This is a genomic window from Microbacterium sp. CFBP 8794, from assembly GCF_014841235.1.
GTDB lineage: Bacteria > Actinomycetota > Actinomycetes > Actinomycetales > Microbacteriaceae > Microbacterium.
On the sequence record NZ_JACYTT010000005.1, the window covers coordinates 231,102 to 246,986 of the forward strand.

A 15,885-nucleotide genomic window follows, 5' to 3' on the forward strand; every position below is an offset into this window, starting at 1 on the left:
GTCAGCGCACTCCCGCGCGCGGCGGCCCGACGTTCCATCCGAGGCGCTCGAGGCCGTCGTGCAAGCGGCGCGCCTGCGCCCAGGCGATCTCACCCGACACGTCGGAGTAGACGTCGATCGCGAACGGCGGCGGATCGGCGAACTTCGGGATCTCGACCTCGGCCCAGGCGTGCGGGGCCAACCAGACCCGGGGGCGCGCCGTTCCGGCGTCGTCGACCCCTCCGTCGGCAGCGAGCGCGATGACATCCAACGCGTCGATCTTGGTGATGGGCATGTCGACGACCAGCGTCACCGCGTGCAGCGTCTCGGACATCGCCCACCTCCTGTCGGTTCATCTTCACACGCGGATTCCGCGCGCGGGTCGTGGGCGACGATCGCGGGGCGGCGGATCGCATAGCTCTCACACAGGATCGGTCAAGTCTCGGACAGGGTGCGTCGCGCACAGTCGACCCATCGACATCACCCGACACCCGGAGGCGGCCATGACCAGGATCCCCGACACCCAGATGACCCCCGACGGCCCCGCGTACGAGGGCCGTCTGCTCGACCGTGCCGACGAGCCGGTCGTCGACCAGGGGGCACCGTTCGACATCCGAACGCTCGTGTCGCGCCGCGGCATCCTGGGTCTCGTCACCCTCAGTGCCGGTGCGGTCGCGCTCGCCGCCTGCACCCCGGCCGCGACCGGGACGGCGACGCCCACGGCGACCCCCACCGCCACGCCCACCGCCACTCCGACCGCCTCGGCGACACCCACCGCCTCAGCCGCGAGCGCGGCCGCCGCCCTGCCCGCCGGCGAGATCCCCGACGAGACCGCGGGGCCCTACCCGGGTGACGGGTCGAACGGCCCCGACGTCCTCGAGCGGTCCGGCATCGTGCGCAGCGACTTGCGCACGAGCCTCGACGGAGGCGCTGCGGCCACGGGCGTGCCCATGACCCTGAACCTCACGATTCTCGACACCGCCGGCGGCGACGTGCCCTTCGCCGGTGCCGCCGTGTACGTGTGGCACTGCGACACCCAGGGGCGTTACTCGATGTACTCCTCGGGCATCGAGGACCAGACGTACCTCCGGGGCGTGCAGGTCGTCGGATCCGACGGCGTCGTGTCGTTCACCTCGATCTTCCCCGGCTGCTACGACGGCCGCTGGCCCCACATCCACTTCGAGGTGTATCCGAACGTGGATGCCATCACCGACGCCTCCGAGGCGATCGCGACCTCGCAGGTGGCCCTGCCGCAGGCCGCGTGCGACGTCGTCTACGCGGACGCGGCGTATCCCTCGTCGGCATCCAATCTCTCCCGCGTCTCGCTCGACAGCGACAACGTGTTCGGCGACGACGGGGGAGCGCTCGAGTTCGCCACCGCCTCGGGCGACAACACCGCAGGCTGGACGGTCGCTCTGGGCGTCCGCGTCGACACCACCACCACCCCGACCGCGGGCGCCGCTCCCGGCGGACGCGGCTGACCGACGAGGACCCCACCCCACCCTCACCGTCCTGAACGCCACCGCCTCACGGTGAGATCTCGCCGCGAGTAGCCTCGGTGAGTGACAGGACTTCAGAACGATGCGACGCCGGGGCGGCGTGTTCTCGTCGGCGATCTCTCCCACGGGGAGCTTCTCGCGCGACTCGGCGACGCGGGCGTCCTCCTCAACGTGCACGCCGAAACGCTCCTGGCCGCGGCGGCGGTCGAAAGCCCTTCCGAGGCCGAGACGCTCGTGATCGTGGAGCGTTCGGTGCGCGAGCTCGGTCTTCCCGAAGGGGGGACCCTGCCTGAGATCTACGAACGCGCGCTGGCCGACGGGCTCCGACTCTGCCCCCCGGCCACCGCGGCGTACCTGCGACTGGCTCTGCACGACCAGGCGTCGGCCCCCGACAGGGTGCTGAGCGCCGGTCGCGCGCCGTCGGGATCCCTCACCGTCGCCGCTCCGCGCCTTCAAGACGACCCCGACTTCCCGGCAGGCCTCTATCTCAGGGTGATCGACGACCGAGCGTGGCTGCGGGGGTACCGGTGCGACGATCAGCACGAGTGGTCGCCCGACGACAGGTTCGCTTTTCGGGCGGCGGGCTGATCGCGCCGAGACCGACCGACCCGCACGACCGCGACGGCGACGGCTGGGCCTGCAACGGCTGAGCGAGCGGCGGGCTCGGTGATCTAATCGATCCATGCCCTCGCCCCGCGCACAACTGCAAGACCTCGTCCGTCGGCCGCGGACCGGACCGGCACCCGCCGACGCCTTCGCCGCCCTGCAGGCGCTGCCGGTCGAGGGCGAGGCGCGCGCGGCGGCCGTGCTCATCTTGTTCGGCGTGCTCGACGGCATCCCGAGTCGGCGACGGGCGACCCACGTTCCGAGCGACCTCGACGTCCTGCTTCTGGCTCGGGCGAGCACGCTGCGCGCCCACCCCGGCCAGGTGGCCTTCCCCGGTGGGCGGGTCGACCCGGACGATGCGGATGCCGTGGCGGCGGCGCTGCGGGAAGCACGAGAGGAGACGGGGCTCGATCCGGCCGGGGTCGAGGTGCTGGGCGCGCTCGACGCCGTCCCCCTGGCGTTCTCCCGGCACGAGGTCACCCCGGTGATCGGCTGGTGGTCGCGTCCGACGCCCGTGCGCGCCGTGGACCGGGCCGAGTCGGCCGAGGTGTTCCGCGCGCCCGTCGCAGATCTGCTCGACCCGGCGCGTCGCGGGTCGACGGTGATCCGCCGCGACGGACGGGAGTGGAGGGGGCCTGCGTTCTCGCTCGAGACGGCCGGGGGTCCGCAGACGGTCTGGGGGTTCACCGCGATGGTGCTCGACGGGCTGTTTGACCGCCTGGGCTGGACGGAGCCGTGGGATGCCGAACGCGAGATCGCGCCCCCCGACCCGGGCTCGACCCCTTCTCCCCACACCGCTGATCATTAGCGTGTTCCTCCGGCTTCGTCATCCGCGATGTGCGCTGCCGTCCGGATCGCTAGCGTGGAGTTCGTGACTGCGCCTATCGACCCCACCACCACCGCCGCCTGGTCCCGACTGACCGCCCTGCGCGACGCCTTCGATCCCGACCTGCGCGGCTGGTTCGCCGCGGATGCCGACCGCACGAGCACCCTGACGCGCAGCGTCGGCGACCTCCACGTCGACCTGTCCAAGAACCTCGTGACCGCCGAGGTGCTCGACGCCCTCGTCGCTCTCGCGGGCGAGACGGGCGTGCGCGAGCGCTTCGCCGACATGCTGCGGGGCGCACACCTCAACACCAGCGAAGACCGCGCGGTGCTGCACACGGCCCTGCGTCGCCCGGCGGGCGCCGCGCCTGCCCTCGTGGTCGACGGCCAGCAGATCGATCACGACGTGCACGAGGTGCTCGACCGCCTGAGCGTCTTCGCCGATCGCGTGCGGGCGGGCGAGTGGCGCGGGGTGACCGGCAAGAAGGTCACCACCGTCGTCAACATCGGCATCGGCGGCAGCGACCTCGGTCCGGTCATGGTCTACGAGGCCCTTCTTCCGTACGCCGACGCCGGCATCCACGCGCGCTTCGTCTCCAACATCGACCCCACCGACATCGCGCAGAAGACCGCTGATCTCGACCCCGAGACCACGCTGTTCATCGTCGCGTCCAAGACCTTCACCACGCTCGAGACCCTGACCAACGCCCGCCTCGCTCGCGACTGGCTGTGGCAGAAGCTCGCCGCAGCGGGGGCGATCGACGACACCGACGCCGCGCGCACCGACGCCGTCGCCCACCACTTCGTCGCCGTGTCGACGGCGCTCGACAAGGTCGCCGCCTTCGGCATCGACCCGACCAACGCGTTCGGTTTCTGGGACTGGGTGGGCGGCCGCTACTCCGTCGACTCGGCGATCGGTCTGTCCCTGGCGATCACCCTCGGCCCCGACGCGTTCCGCGAGCTGCTCGCCGGCTTCCACGTCGTCGACGAGCACGTCGCCTCCACGCCCGTCGAGCAGAACGTGCCCGTGCTGATGGGCCTTCTGAACGTCTGGTACACGAACTTCCTCGGCGCGCAGTCGCACGCCGTCCTGCCGTACGCCCAGCAGCTGCACCGCTTCGCGGCGTACCTGCAGCAGCTCACGATGGAGTCCAACGGCAAGTCGGTCCGGTGGGACGGCACTCCCGTCACCACCGACACCGGTGAGGTCTTCTGGGGCGAGCCCGGCACCAACGGTCAGCACGCGTTCTACCAGCTGATCCACCAGGGCACGCGGCTCATCCCGGCCGACTTCATCGCCTTCGCGAACCCGGCCTACCCGCTCGCCGACGACGGACGCGACGTGCACGGGCTGTTCCTGGCGAACTTCCTCGCCCAGACCAAGGCCCTGGCCTTCGGCAAGACCGCCGAAGAGGTGGAGGCCGAAGGAACGACCGGCGCCCTCGTCGCCGCACGCACCTTCCCGGGCAACCGCCCGACCACGTCGATCTTCGCGCCGTCGCTGACGCCGTCGGTGCTGGGCCAGCTCATCGCCCTCTACGAGCACATCACCTTCACGCAGGGCACCATCTGGGGCATCAACTCCTTCGATCAGTGGGGTGTCGAGCTGGGCAAGCAGTTGGCCCTCCAGATTGCTCCGGCGATCGAGGGCGACGACGAGGCCCTCGCCGCCCAGGACGCCTCCACCGCCGCCCTGCTCGAGTACTACCGCGCGCACCGAGCCTGACGGTCGATTCCGCCGACCGCGGCCGAACGGGCCGATCCGCCGAGAATTCTCGCTCGCGGATCGGCCCGTTTCGCGTGGGAGCGCTGGCGATGCCCGTGGAGCGAGGTGCCGACCCCCGTCGGGGCGCGCGAACGGTGAGGGAAATCCCGGTCAGGCGTAAATTGCTCCGCTCCCGATGCACCCGCCGGTGCCGCGCTCAGGCTCCGCCCAGGGGTGGTTCGAGGACTGCGCTCTCACGCCCCTCCCAGGTAACGAAGAGATAACGCTCAGAAGCGCCACCCACACTCGGGGACTTGTGCCGACCCGACGGCACGATTTCGCGCTCGATCCCGACGAGTCGCGCCCCCGACGAAAGATTCCTCCTTGCTGCGTTCCGACCTGAAGCTCGCCCACGTCCACCGCGCCCGTCGCACCCTCGTCACTGCCGCCACGTGCGCCGGACTCGCCTTCGGGCTCGTGGCGACCACGGGGCTCGCGATCGCCGCGCCCACGTCGCTGCCCGATGCCTCGGCATCCTCCTTCTCTGCTCCCGGCACCGCCGCACCGGTGTCGACGGCGCCGACCCTCGACGCCATCAGCACCGGCGCCGCCACCGCGACCTCGGCGGCGCAGGCCGCGCTGTCGAGCGCAACGGCCGTCGAGGCCGATGTCGCGACGACCGGCCTTCCCCTGTCGATCGGCGATGCCTCCATCGACACGAGCGCGCTCCAAGACGCGGTGGAGCGCCTCGACTCGACCGACCTGCTGCCGGTCCTGCTCGTGCCCGCACTGAGCCAGAACGCGCAGGCCGAGACCGAGCGCGTCACCGCGCGCGTGGCGCAGGTGCAGGGAAGCCTCGACGAGGCGAAGGCCGCCAAGGCGGCCGCCGATGCCGCCGCCGAAGCGCAGCGACAGGCCGAGGCCGCAGCCGCCGCCGAGGCGCAGCGACAGGCGGACGCCGCCGCGATGCTCGCCCGCGTGAACACCCCCGACGGTGCGCGCGACTACGCGGCGCAGCTCTCGGCCCAGAAGTACGGCTGGGGAAGCGACCAGTTCTCGTGCCTGTCGTCGCTGTGGCAGAAGGAGTCGGGCTGGAACTACCAGGCGTACAACTCCAGCGGTGCGACCGGGATCCCGCAGTCGCTGCCGGGCAGCAAGATGGCGTCGTTCGGCGACGACTGGCAGACCAACGCCGCCACCCAGATCGCGTGGGGCCTCGACTACATCTCGCGCGGATACGGCACGCCGTGCAGCGCCTGGGGGCACTCGCAGTCGGTGAACTGGTACTGAGAATTCGCCCGCGAGCGACCTTCGCCGACCGATAGCGATATATCGTTATGTATCGCTGGCCCAGATCGGGTCCGCGCGAAGGAGGTCGTCATGAGTGGTTCATTCCTGGGAGACGCGTTCGGCGGACGCGGCGGCAACAACACCCCCGGCTGGCCGATGTCCAACATCCTCGACGCGATGGAGCAGTTGCGCACGCAGTTCGAGCAGAAGACCAACGCCGCCCCGCGTATGAACAAGGGCGACGTGCGTTCGGCCGTCCTCTCGCTCCTGATCGAGCAGCCCATGCACGGCTACCAGATCATCCGCGAGATCGAGGACCGCAGCGGGGGATCGTGGAAGCCGAGCCCCGGCTCGGTGTACCCCACCCTGCAGCTGCTGACCGACGAAGGACTCGTGCAGTCCGAGGAGTCCAACGGTCGCAAGACCTACTCGCTCACCGCCGAGGGCCGCGCGGCCGCGGGAGACGAGACCACCGAGCGCACCGCGCCGTGGGAGTCCGCGACCTCGCGTGACAGCGGCCGGATGACGGCACTGCCCAAGGCCGGCGTCGAATTGGCCCAGGCGGCGGCGCAGGTCGCGCGCACGGGCGACAAGGAGCAGGTCGCGCAGGCCGTCGAGATCCTCGACGAGGCGCGTCGCAAGCTCTACTCCATCCTCGCCCAGGGCTGAGATTGCTCGAGCTCGACGCGTGCGGAGCGCTCGTCGGCATCCAGGAGATTCGATGACCGACGACGCCCTCATGAAGGCCCGCTACCGACGGATCACGCGGTTCGCCGCGAGATACCTCGTGCAGGCCTGGTGGTATGAGCTGTTCCTGCCGCGGTTCGGTCTCGGGTGGATCTCCGCCCGGGGCCGCACCCGGCGGCTCGAGCGCATCGCCCAGCGCTTCCACGTGCTGGCTGTCGACCTGGGCGGTCTCATGATCAAGGTCGGACAGTTCATGTCATCGCGCCTCGACGTGCTGCCCCCCTCGATCACCAAGCAGCTCGAGGGCCTGCAGGACGAGGTGCCGGCGGTGCCGTTCGCCCAGATGCGCGCCCGCGCCGAGGCCGAGCTGGGGATGCCGTTGGAGCGGGCCTTCGCCCGGGTCGACGAGCGCCCGCTCGCCGCGGCGTCGCTGGGCCAGGCGCACCGCGCGACCCTCACCGACGAGCTGGCCGCCGAGACGGGCCTGAGCGCGGTGGTGCTGAAGATCCAGCGCCCCGGGATCGACCGGATCGTCGACGTCGACCTGCGGGCGCTCCGCAAGGTGGGCGTCTGGCTGAGCAGAGTCGCGCTCGTCCGCGACCGCGTCGACATGCCCTCGCTCGTCGAGGAGTTCGCGATCACCAGCCTCGAAGAGATCGACTACCTCCACGAGGCCGCGAACTCCGAGCGCTTCGCCGCCGACTTCGGGGGCGAGGGGGGAGTCGCGGTGCCCGAGGTCGTGTGGGAGCGCACCACCCGTCGCGTGCTGACCCTGCAGGACGTCACGGCCATCAAGATCAACGACGTCGACGCGCTCCGTGCGGCGGGCATCGACCCGTCCGAGGTGGCGGCGCGTTTCGCGGCCGTGATGTTCGACCAGCTCTTCGACGACGGGTTCTTCCACGCCGACCCGCACCCCGGCAACGTCTTCGTCACGCCCGTCTCGACCCCGGATGCCGCCACCCCGGCCTGGCGGTTCACGTTCATCGACTTCGGGATGATGGGCGAGGTGCCTCCCAGCCTCCGTCGGGGGCTTCGACGCGTGTTGATCGCCGCGGCCTCGCGTGACGGCAAGGGTCTGGTCGACGGCATCCGCGATGTGGGAGTGCTGCTGCCCTCCGCCGACACCATCCAGCTCGAACGCGCGATGACCCAGTTGTTCTCGCGCTTCGGCGGAATGGGTTTCGCCGAGCTCCAAGAGGTGGATCCGCGCGAGTTCCGGTCGTTCGCGATCGAGTTCGGCGACGTGGTGCGCGCCCTCCCGTTCCAGTTGCCCGAGAACTTCCTCCTCATCGTGCGTGCCATGTCGCTGACCAGCGGAATGTGCAGCGCGCTCGACTCGTCCTTCAACATCTGGGATGCCGTCGAGCCCTATGCCCAGCGCCTGATCCGCGAAGAGAGCGGCAACACCGCTCAGGCCTTCGTGCGCGAGGTGGGAGCGGTCGCCGCTGTCACCGCGCGCCTGCCGCGCCGGGCCGACAACCTCATCTCGCGCCTGGAAGAGGGCTCGCTCTCGGTCGAGACGCCGCGCATCGAGCGTCGTCTGCGCGATCTCGAGCGCATGATCCGTCGAGTCGTGTCGTCGGTGCTGTTCACGGGGCTGCTCGTCGGCGGCGTGCTGCTGCACGTCGAGCAGTCCGTGCTCGGCACGATCCTGATGATCGTGTCGGTGGTTCCGCTGTCGCACGCCCTGCTCGCCGGCTTCATCGCGCGCCGCAACGGAGCCTGACGCCTCGGACGCCCCTGTGCGGCGCGGTCTCAGCGCCCGTCGACGATCGACATGAACCCGGCGAACGCGAAGATCGCCGGGAAGACGTACAGGCCCGTGCGGAAGACCACCCAGGCGACTCGGCCGACGAGGGGCCACCACCCCGTCTGCGGGGTGCGCGCGTCCAGGCGTCGCCCGCTCGGTCCGATGATCGGGTGGGGCGGTCGCCACGCAGCCGTGTCCCGCGATGCCCGTGACACCTGCACGGCGTCCTGCCCGTCGACGCGCTCGTCCACGTAGCGGTGCGACAACGCGAGGATCTTGGGCGCCACGTGGGTGAGCACGGCGTCGACGCTCTCCCAATCGTCGGCGCGGGTGTAGTCGGCGTCGACCGAGCGGAAGAAGACGACCCGGGCGTCCTTGACCTCGACGTCGAAGCCCGACGCGTGGTCGACGAGCCCCGCCATCACGTCGGGGGTCAGCACGTACAGCGCGTCGCCGGCGTAGCCGCGCGGGGAGTAGGTGCGGAACGTCCGGTCGAAGTCGCCCTCGAGCGAGATCCGCTGGTGACGGGCGATGGATGCCGGAAGGGCGGCGCCCCATCCGTCGTTGCCCCGTGCATCGAGGACGAGGTGGGGGAGCGGAGAGGCGAGCGTGACGGTGACGTACTGTCGTGGTCGCGAGCGCGCGGTGCGGGGGCGCACGGTGCCGAACTCGACCCGCCCCGCGGTGAACCGCGGATACTCGCGCACCCCGAGGCGGTGATCGGTGACGAGTGACGAGAACGTCGCCGCGGAGCTGGGCGACGGCTCATACCCGTTGGCCAGAGCGGTGAGGTCGCGACGACCGTGACGCACACGGGTGCGCGAGGCCATCGGCTGCCGCGACCACCACCACAGCGCGGCCGTTCCGGCGAGCCACAGCGCGGCGATCACCGACGACACGACGAAGGCCGTGGCATCCGCCTCGCGCACCACGCCGTCCTGCACACCGTCGACCCGGATGCCGATGGACAGGAACGCGAAGAAGAGGAACCAGAGGAAGAACCCGTTGTTGACGTGCAGCGCGATCTGCCGCCGGGTGGGTACCCAGGGTGGCCGTGGTCGAGGGGCCGCGGCGGCGAGAGCGGCGGCCACGTCGGCGGCGGGGGCGTCCAACCAGCGCAGATCCACGCCGACTCCTGTTCCGCGGGGCTCGCGCCCGCTCCCGCCCGCTCGTGGGCGCGTACCTAGACTGGCCCGGTGACGCCCGAAACCCCGCGCCCTCTCTCGGCGTGGCGCTTCGACGGCACGCTGCGCGCGTATCAGGCCGATGCGCTCGCCCGGGTGGACGTCGACGCCGGTTCGCCCGTGCATCTGGTCGCGCCTCCCGGCTCGGGCAAGACGCTTCTCGGGCTGCTGCTCGCCGCGCGCCGCGGCCGGCGCACCGTCGTCTTCGCCCCGACCACCGCCATCCGTGCGCAGTGGGTCGATGCGGCGAGGGGCCTCGCGTCATCCGACGCGGCGGTGTCCGATGCGGCGGTGTCCGACGATCCCTCCGCGCCCGCCGACCTCACGGCGCTGACGTATCAGGCGATCAGCGTGCAGGATGCGACCTCGCCCTTCGCTGCGCTGGCGCATCGCCGGTGGGAGACCCAGCTCGAAGCCGACGACCGCACGCCGGAGGCCGCGGCTGAGTGGCTCCGCGCCCTCGCCGAGAGCAATCCCGCGGCCTACCGGCGTGGCATCCGCTCGCGTTCGCGGTCGATCCGCCGGTCCCTCGCCCGCGAGGACGCCGATGTTCTGGCCTCCGCGCTCCACCCGAACGCCCGCGCCCTGCTCGACCGGCTCGTCGAGGCCGGGGTCGAGACGGTCGTGCTCGACGAATGCCACCACCTGCTCGACCACTGGGCGCTCGTCGTCGCCGCGCTGCTCGCCCGTATCCGCGCGGGGGGACGCGAGCCGCTGGTCATCGGACTGACGGCGACGCTCCCGTCTCCCGACGACGCCGACGAATACGACAACTACGTGTCGCTGCTCGGCGAGGTCGATCTCGAGGTCCCCGTGCCGGCGGTCGTGCGCGAAGGGGATCTCGCGCCCTACCGCGATCTCGTCCACGTCGTCGAGCCGACACCCGAGGAGCAGCTCTTCCTCTCCGCGCACGCCGAGGCGCTGCAGGTGTCGCTGCGCACCACCTTCGCGGGGGGACCCGGCCGCGCCTTCCTGCTCGACGTGCTCCAGCCGCCCCTCGCTGCGCCGGCCCCGACCGATCCGCTCGCCCCGCCCGCGCCGGGCGCCGTCCCCGATGCGCTCGATCGCCGCCTCGCGGCCGCGTTCGCCGACGATTTCCCCGCCGCCGAGGCCGCGGCGGCCATGCTGTCGCTCGTCGTTCCCGACGACCCGGTGATCGCCCGCCTCCCGGCCGTCGCGCAGCGCCCACCGACCACCGACGAGACCTTGCGTCTTCTCGGGCGGTACGCGCTCGATCGGGTGCTGCCCGATCCCGAGCGCGCCGACGAGTGGCGGCGGATCCGCCGCGTCCTGGCCGACTTCGGATACGCCCTCACCGATCGCGGCATCCGCCGCACGCGCGACCCGATCGACACGGTCCTGGCGTCGTCGTCGGCGAAGGACCGCGGGGCGTGCGACATCCTCGCGATCGAGCGGGGGGAGGTGGGCGACGATCGACTGCGCGCCCTCGTCGTCACCGATTTCGTGCGGCACGGGAACGTCCACGGCGGTCTCCTGGGCGGAGCCGGCGCCGTGCGGACGTTCTCGGTCCTGGTGACGGATGCCGCGACCTCCGGCCTCCGTGCCCTCCTCGTCACCTCCTCGACCGTGCGCATCGCGGCGCGCGACGCGTCGATGCTGCTGCCCGCGCTGTCGGCGGAACTCGGGGTCGAGGTCTCGGCCGAGGCGAGCGACGACGACGCACAGGTCGCCGTCGTGCGGGGGATCGGGGGGAGCGGGATCGTGGGCGCGGCCTCCCGCCTGCTGGACCGCGGGATGATCCACGTCGTCGTGGGGACCCGTGGCCTGTTCGGCGAAGGATGGGACTGCCCGGCGGTCAACACGCTGATCGATCTGAGCATGGTCGCCACCGCGGCGGCCACGCAGCAGCTGCGCGGACGCACCCTGCGCCTCGACCCCGACTGGCCCGAGAAGGTCGCGCACAACTGGACCGTGACGGCGGTCCTCCCTCCTTCGGTGGGCTTGGAGGCGCAACCGGATGCCGCCCGCCTCCGCCGCAAACACTCACGGCTGTGGGGGCTCGACGCCGACGACTCCACGCAGATCGTCCGTGGGCTCGGTGCCGCCCTCGATGTCGCCCGCCGCCGCGCCCTGAGCGACGTCATCGCGAAGGTCCCGGGGGTGGCCCTCGCCGACGTCGACGGATTGCGCAGCGTTCCGCCCCGCGCGCAGACGCGTCTCGAGTGGCGGATCGGCGAGCCGTACGACGATCGGGAAGAGGTGTCGACGGTTCTGGAGCGGGATCGGGCGACGCCCGTGTTCCGCACGACCGTCGGCGCGGCACGGTCTCTCGGCGCGGTCTTCGCAGGCACCCTGGCTGTTGCGGCATTACTCGTGGCGGCGGCGTTCCTTCTGCCGTCCGCGGTGGGCACGGTGATCGCCCTCGCTGCCACAGCGACCGGCGTGTGGCTCGCGGTTCCTCTCGGACGAGCATGGGCGAACGTCCGCCGACAGGCGGTCGACGCCGTCGAATCGCACCGCCGCATGGCGGAGGTGGTCTGGGAGTCGCTCGTGACGACCGACCGTGTCGCCTCGGTATCGGGCACCCCGGTCGTGACGGGCACCGGCGTCGACGCCCGACGCGTGCGACTCGACGTGCGGATTCCACAGGCGGCCCCGGAGGATCAACGCACCTTCGCGGCGGCCCTCGACGAGCTGTACGGCCCGATCCGCTCACCGCGCTTCGTGCTCGAGATCGACCGCGGCGGCCCCTGGATCGTCCGCGCGGTGCTGGATCGCGCCTCGCCGACGACCGCGCGCGATTTCCTCCCCGTGCCGTCGCGCATCGCGCGCCGTCGGGAAGACGCCGTCCGATTCGCGGGGGAGTGGCGGCGCAGGGTCGGACCCGTCGTGCTCCACGAGCTGACGTCGGCCGAGAATCTTCCGCTGCTCAGCGAAGCGCGCCGCCGCGGAAGATCCTCCGCGGCGACGCGCTCGATGGTGCGGTGGCGCTGACCGGTCGAGGCCGATCAGCGCGCCGGGGTCAGTACCAGCCGACCGACTGCGAGTGCGACCAGGCTCCGCACGGGCTGCCGTAGCGGCCCGAGATGTAGCCGAGGCCCCACGCGACCTGGGTGGCGGCGTTGGTCTGCCAGTCGCCGCCGGCCGACGACATCTTGCTGCCGGGCAGGGCCTGCGGAATGCCGTAGGCACCGCTGCCGCCGTTGTAAGCCTGGTAGTTCCAGCCCGATTCCTTGTTCCACAGCGACACGAGGCAGCCGAACTGGTCGTCGCCCCACCCGTAGTTGCCGAGCATGGCGCGGGCGCTGGCCTGCGCTCCGGACACGCTGTTGTCGCCGGTGCCTCCGCCCGACGGGGCGGGGACGTACGCACCGCCGCCACCGCCGGTGTTGCCGCCGCCGCTTCCGCTGCCCGACGACGACGACTCGCGCGCCTCGGCCGCGGCCTTCTCCGCGGCGGCCGCGGCGGCCTCCGCCTCCTGGCGGGCCTTCTCGGCAGCTTCTTCTTCGGCCTTCTTCGCGATCGCGGCGTCGAGACCGCCGCGCAGTTCCGCGACGCGCTGGTCGACGGTCGTCGTCAGAGCCGAGACGCTGTCGGAGATCTCGGGCAGGAAGGCGGGCGGGAGCACCGCGGCGTCCTCGAGTCGATCGGTCGCCTGCTCGAGAGCGGTGGTGTCGACGACGGCCGGCTGGCCGATGTCGAGACCCGATGCCGCGATGTCGTTCTGCACGGCCGTCGCCGCGGCGAGGGTCTGAGTGGCGGTGGCGGTGGCGGCACGTGCCTCGTAGGCCTCGGGGCCGGCCGAGACCGAGAGGGCCGTCGGAGTGGTGGTCGAGGCGAGAGTGAACGTCGCGGTCGACAGGTCGGCGGGCGAGGCCGTCGCGGCCGGAGCGGTGCCGGTCAGGGTGGCGGCGGCCAAGACGCCGACGACGAGCGCCCCGACCGTCAGCACGGGGCGACGACGCGAGCGGCGGGAGGCGATACGGCGGGCACGGCGGTTGGACAGGGGTGTCGAATCAGAGCGCATAGAACCGGTTTCACGTAGAGGGGACGGCGCGGGTGTCGCACGTCCGGCCCGCGTCCAGCGGGCACAAAACCGGGAGCCTGGCATGCCAGTCTGGATGCCACCTGGGCAGACGTCGGGTCACAGCACGGGCAAAACTGCCGATCCGAGGCTGAATCCGAATGCCGTGGCCCGCATTCCGCACGGGGCGCGAGCGGACCACCGTGCCGAGTGGATGGGTGCGCTAGGCTGGAGTGTCACTCCTGGGGCTTCGACCGTTCTCGTTCGACCCCGTGGCACCGCATCACACAATCCGCTCTGCTTCGACTCATGGCATCCGTTCGCCCTCGGGCGGCCGAGTGCCGACGGCCCGGGTCTCCCTGATCTCTGGGCGCAGGAGTCGGAGCCCGATACCAAACCCACTAGGACAACCCACTACATGACTACCGCAACGACCGCCCCCGCTATCAAGCAGGTCGCGATCAACGACATCGGCTCGGCCGAAGACTTCCTGGCCGCGGTCGAGAAGACGCTCAAGTTCTTCAACGACGGAGACCTCATCGAGGGCACCGTCGTGAAGATCGACCGCGACGAGGTCCTCCTCGACGTCGGTTACAAGACCGAGGGTGTCATCCCCTCCCGCGAGCTCTCGATCAAGCACGACGTCGACCCCAACGAGGTCGTCAACGTCGGCGACCACGTCGAGGCCCTCGTTCTCCAGAAGGAGGACAAGGAAGGCCGCCTGATCCTGTCCAAGAAGCGCGCACAGTACGAGCGTGCGTGGGGCGACGTCGAGAAGATCAAGGAGAACGACGGTGTTGTCACCGGTTCCGTGATCGAGGTCGTCAAGGGTGGTCTCATCGTCGACATCGGCCTCCGTGGCTTCCTCCCGGCATCGCTCATCGAGCTGCGCCGTGTCCGCGACCTCACGCCGTACCTCGGCCAGGAGATCGAGGCGAAGATCCTCGAGCTCGACAAGAACCGCAACAACGTCGTGCTCTCGCGCCGCGCCCTGCTCGAGCAGACGCAGTCCGAGTCGCGCACCACGTTCCTCAACAACCTGCACAAGGGCCAGGTCCGCAAGGGCACGGTCTCGTCGATCGTCAACTTCGGTGCGTTCGTCGACCTGGGCGGCGTGGACGGCCTCGTGCACGTCTCCGAGCTCTCGTGGAAGCACATCGAGCACGCCTCCGAGGTCGTCGAGGTGGGCCAGGAAGTCACCGTCGAGATCCTCGAGGTCGACCTCGATCGCGAGCGCGTGTCGCTCTCGCTCAAGGCGACGCAGGAAGACCCGTGGCAGGTGTTCGCCCGTACCCACGCGATCGGTCAGATCGCTCCGGGCAAGGTCACCAAGCTCGTTCCGTTCGGTGCGTTCGTCCGCGTGGCCGACGGCATCGAGGGCCTCGTGCACATCTCCGAGCTGTCGGGCAAGCACGTCGAGCTCGCCGAGCAGGTCGTGTCGGTCGGCGAAGAGGTCTTCGTCAAGATCATCGACATCGATCTCGAGCGTCGTCGCATCTCGCTGTCGCTCAAGCAGGCCAACGAGTCGGTCGACCCCAACGGCACCGAGTTCGACCCGGCGCTGTACGGCATGGCCACCGAGTACGACGAGCGTGGCGAGTACAAGTACCCCGAGGGCTTCGACCCCGAGTCGGGTGCATGGCTCGAGGGCTTCGACACCCAGCGCGAGCAGTGGGAGCAGGAGTACGCCGCTGCCCAGGGTCGTTGGGAGGCCCACAAGGCCGCCGTTGCCAAGGCTCTCGAGGCCGAGGCTGCGAACCCGACCGACGCCGGTACGTTCGGTGGCTCGTTCTCGTCGGAGTCGCCCGCCCAGGGCACGCTGGCCGATGACGAGTCGCTGGCTGCGCTTCGCGAGAAGCTCTCCGGTCGCTGATCAACGTTTCACATCGAAGGCCGGCACCTCTTCGGAGGTGTCGGCCTTCGGTCGTTGGTGGAGACAAGCCCTGGTTTCCCGGGCGCGGGACAGGGCAAGATGGACGCATGGCTTCTCGACTTCCCCTTCTGATCACCCTCGCCGGCGTCGCCGTGCTGTTCCTGTCGATCGCGTTCGTGTTCGCCCTCGTCATCGGCGCGATGTTCTTCGGCGGGATCGAGTTCACCGGTGGACACACCGAGGCTGCCCTGCAGTTTTCGAGCGCTGCTCTCCGCGTCTGATCGATCCGGCAGCACGGGCCCGGCGACCTTTCACGTCGTGCGGGCCTTCGTCGTTTCCCGCGTGTTTCCGGGGGTGTAGGGGGTGCGACACGCCCGGGATGTGGCTGGATTGGCTGAGGGGGCGGGTGGCACGTAATCTTTTACTTGTTCGCCCCACAGGGGAGAGCGGAGCGGCCGAAAGGCCCCGCAGCCCCTCATGTAGCGAACCACTTCCTGAT

13 protein-coding genes are annotated in these 15,885 nt (G+C 70.7%); 10 read left to right on the forward strand and 3 right to left on the reverse strand.

Features of this window, described 5'->3' with window-relative positions:
- Position 1 precedes the first annotated feature (1 nt).
- A complete protein-coding gene (locus IFU19_RS15125; RefSeq protein WP_055835734.1) occupies positions 2–313 on the reverse strand; it encodes a hypothetical protein in 312 nt (103 codons plus the stop codon).
- 169 nt (positions 314–482) lie between these two features.
- On the opposite strand from IFU19_RS15125, the gene IFU19_RS15130 reads away from it, so the two are divergent.
- The 7 genes from IFU19_RS15130 (at position 483) to IFU19_RS15160 (ending at position 8,320) form a co-directional block, all read left to right on the forward strand.
- Positions 483–1,460 (forward strand): dioxygenase family protein, encoded by a 978-nt coding sequence (locus IFU19_RS15130; RefSeq protein WP_192212104.1) that lies wholly within the window; start codon positions 483–485, stop codon positions 1,458–1,460.
- Positions 1,461–1,541: 81 nt separating this feature from the next.
- Positions 1,542–2,066, forward strand: coding sequence for a hypothetical protein (locus IFU19_RS15135; protein ID WP_192212105.1), 525 nt, complete (start codon positions 1,542–1,544; stop codon positions 2,064–2,066).
- 94 nt (positions 2,067–2,160) lie between these two features.
- The gene (locus IFU19_RS15140) at positions 2,161–2,892 is read left to right on the forward strand and encodes an NUDIX hydrolase (protein WP_192212106.1); all 732 of its coding nucleotides are present in this window, start codon (positions 2,161–2,163) and stop codon (positions 2,890–2,892) included.
- 27 nt (positions 2,893–2,919) lie between these two features.
- Entirely contained in the window at positions 2,920–4,635 is a 1,716-nt protein-coding gene (gene pgi, locus IFU19_RS15145; protein WP_192212107.1) for a glucose-6-phosphate isomerase, read from the forward strand.
- 363 nt (positions 4,636–4,998) lie between these two features.
- Complete coding sequence (locus IFU19_RS15150; RefSeq protein ID WP_055937498.1) at positions 4,999–5,904, forward strand: hypothetical protein; 906 nt, start codon at positions 4,999–5,001, stop codon at positions 5,902–5,904.
- Positions 5,905–5,994: 90 nt separating this feature from the next.
- A complete protein-coding gene (locus tag IFU19_RS15155) occupies positions 5,995–6,573 on the forward strand; it encodes a PadR family transcriptional regulator (protein WP_055835753.1) in 579 nt (192 codons plus the stop codon).
- A 52-nt stretch (positions 6,574–6,625) separates the two neighbouring features.
- Complete coding sequence (locus IFU19_RS15160; protein ID WP_192212108.1) at positions 6,626–8,320, forward strand: ABC1 kinase family protein; 1,695 nt, start codon at positions 6,626–6,628, stop codon at positions 8,318–8,320.
- 29 nt (positions 8,321–8,349) lie between these two features.
- Here IFU19_RS15160 and IFU19_RS15165 read toward each other — a convergent pair whose 3' ends face one another.
- Positions 8,350–9,471: a hypothetical protein gene (locus IFU19_RS15165; protein WP_192212109.1), complete on the reverse strand. Its 1,122-nt coding sequence runs from the start codon at positions 9,469–9,471 to the stop codon at positions 8,350–8,352.
- A gap of 69 nt (positions 9,472–9,540) precedes the next feature.
- On the opposite strand from IFU19_RS15165, the gene IFU19_RS15170 reads away from it, so the two are divergent.
- Positions 9,541–12,483 (forward strand): DEAD/DEAH box helicase family protein, encoded by a 2,943-nt coding sequence (locus tag IFU19_RS15170; RefSeq protein WP_192212110.1) that lies wholly within the window; start codon positions 9,541–9,543, stop codon positions 12,481–12,483.
- A 28-nt stretch (positions 12,484–12,511) separates the two neighbouring features.
- On the opposite strand, the gene IFU19_RS15175 is transcribed toward IFU19_RS15170, so the two are convergent.
- On the reverse strand, positions 12,512–13,516 hold the full coding sequence (locus IFU19_RS15175) for a lytic transglycosylase domain-containing protein (protein ID WP_055835766.1): 1,005 nt from the start codon (positions 13,514–13,516) through the stop codon (positions 12,512–12,514).
- Between the two features lie 415 nt (positions 13,517–13,931).
- Here IFU19_RS15175 and rpsA point away from each other — a divergent pair, with 415 nt between their 5' ends.
- Both rpsA and IFU19_RS15185 read left to right on the forward strand, forming a co-directional pair.
- Positions 13,932–15,386: a 30S ribosomal protein S1 gene (gene rpsA / locus IFU19_RS15180; protein WP_055835770.1), complete on the forward strand. Its 1,455-nt coding sequence runs from the start codon at positions 13,932–13,934 to the stop codon at positions 15,384–15,386.
- A 107-nt stretch (positions 15,387–15,493) separates the two neighbouring features.
- Positions 15,494–15,667 carry a hypothetical protein gene (locus IFU19_RS15185; RefSeq protein WP_156458758.1) on the forward strand — a complete coding sequence of 58 codons (174 nt, stop codon included), beginning with the start codon at positions 15,494–15,496 and terminating at the stop codon, positions 15,665–15,667.
- Positions 15,668–15,885: the final 218 nt, after the last annotated feature.

Coding starts and splice junctions, on each gene's coding strand:
- IFU19_RS15125 (WP_055835734.1), bottom strand. CDS start 313: ATGTCCGAGACGCTGCACGCGGTGACGCTGGTCGTCGACATGCCCATC.
- IFU19_RS15130 (WP_192212104.1), top strand. CDS start 483: ATGACCAGGATCCCCGACACCCAGATGACCCCCGACGGCCCCGCGTAC.
- IFU19_RS15140 (WP_192212106.1), top strand. CDS start 2,161: ATGCCCTCGCCCCGCGCACAACTGCAAGACCTCGTCCGTCGGCCGCGG.
- pgi (WP_192212107.1), top strand. CDS start 2,920: ATGTGCGCTGCCGTCCGGATCGCTAGCGTGGAGTTCGTGACTGCGCCT.
- IFU19_RS15155 (WP_055835753.1), top strand. CDS start 5,995: ATGAGTGGTTCATTCCTGGGAGACGCGTTCGGCGGACGCGGCGGCAAC.
- IFU19_RS15160 (WP_192212108.1), top strand. CDS start 6,626: ATGACCGACGACGCCCTCATGAAGGCCCGCTACCGACGGATCACGCGG.
- IFU19_RS15175 (WP_055835766.1), bottom strand. CDS start 13,516: ATGCGCTCTGATTCGACACCCCTGTCCAACCGCCGTGCCCGCCGTATC.
- rpsA (WP_055835770.1), top strand. CDS start 13,932: ATGACTACCGCAACGACCGCCCCCGCTATCAAGCAGGTCGCGATCAAC.
- IFU19_RS15185 (WP_156458758.1), top strand. CDS start 15,494: ATGGCTTCTCGACTTCCCCTTCTGATCACCCTCGCCGGCGTCGCCGTG.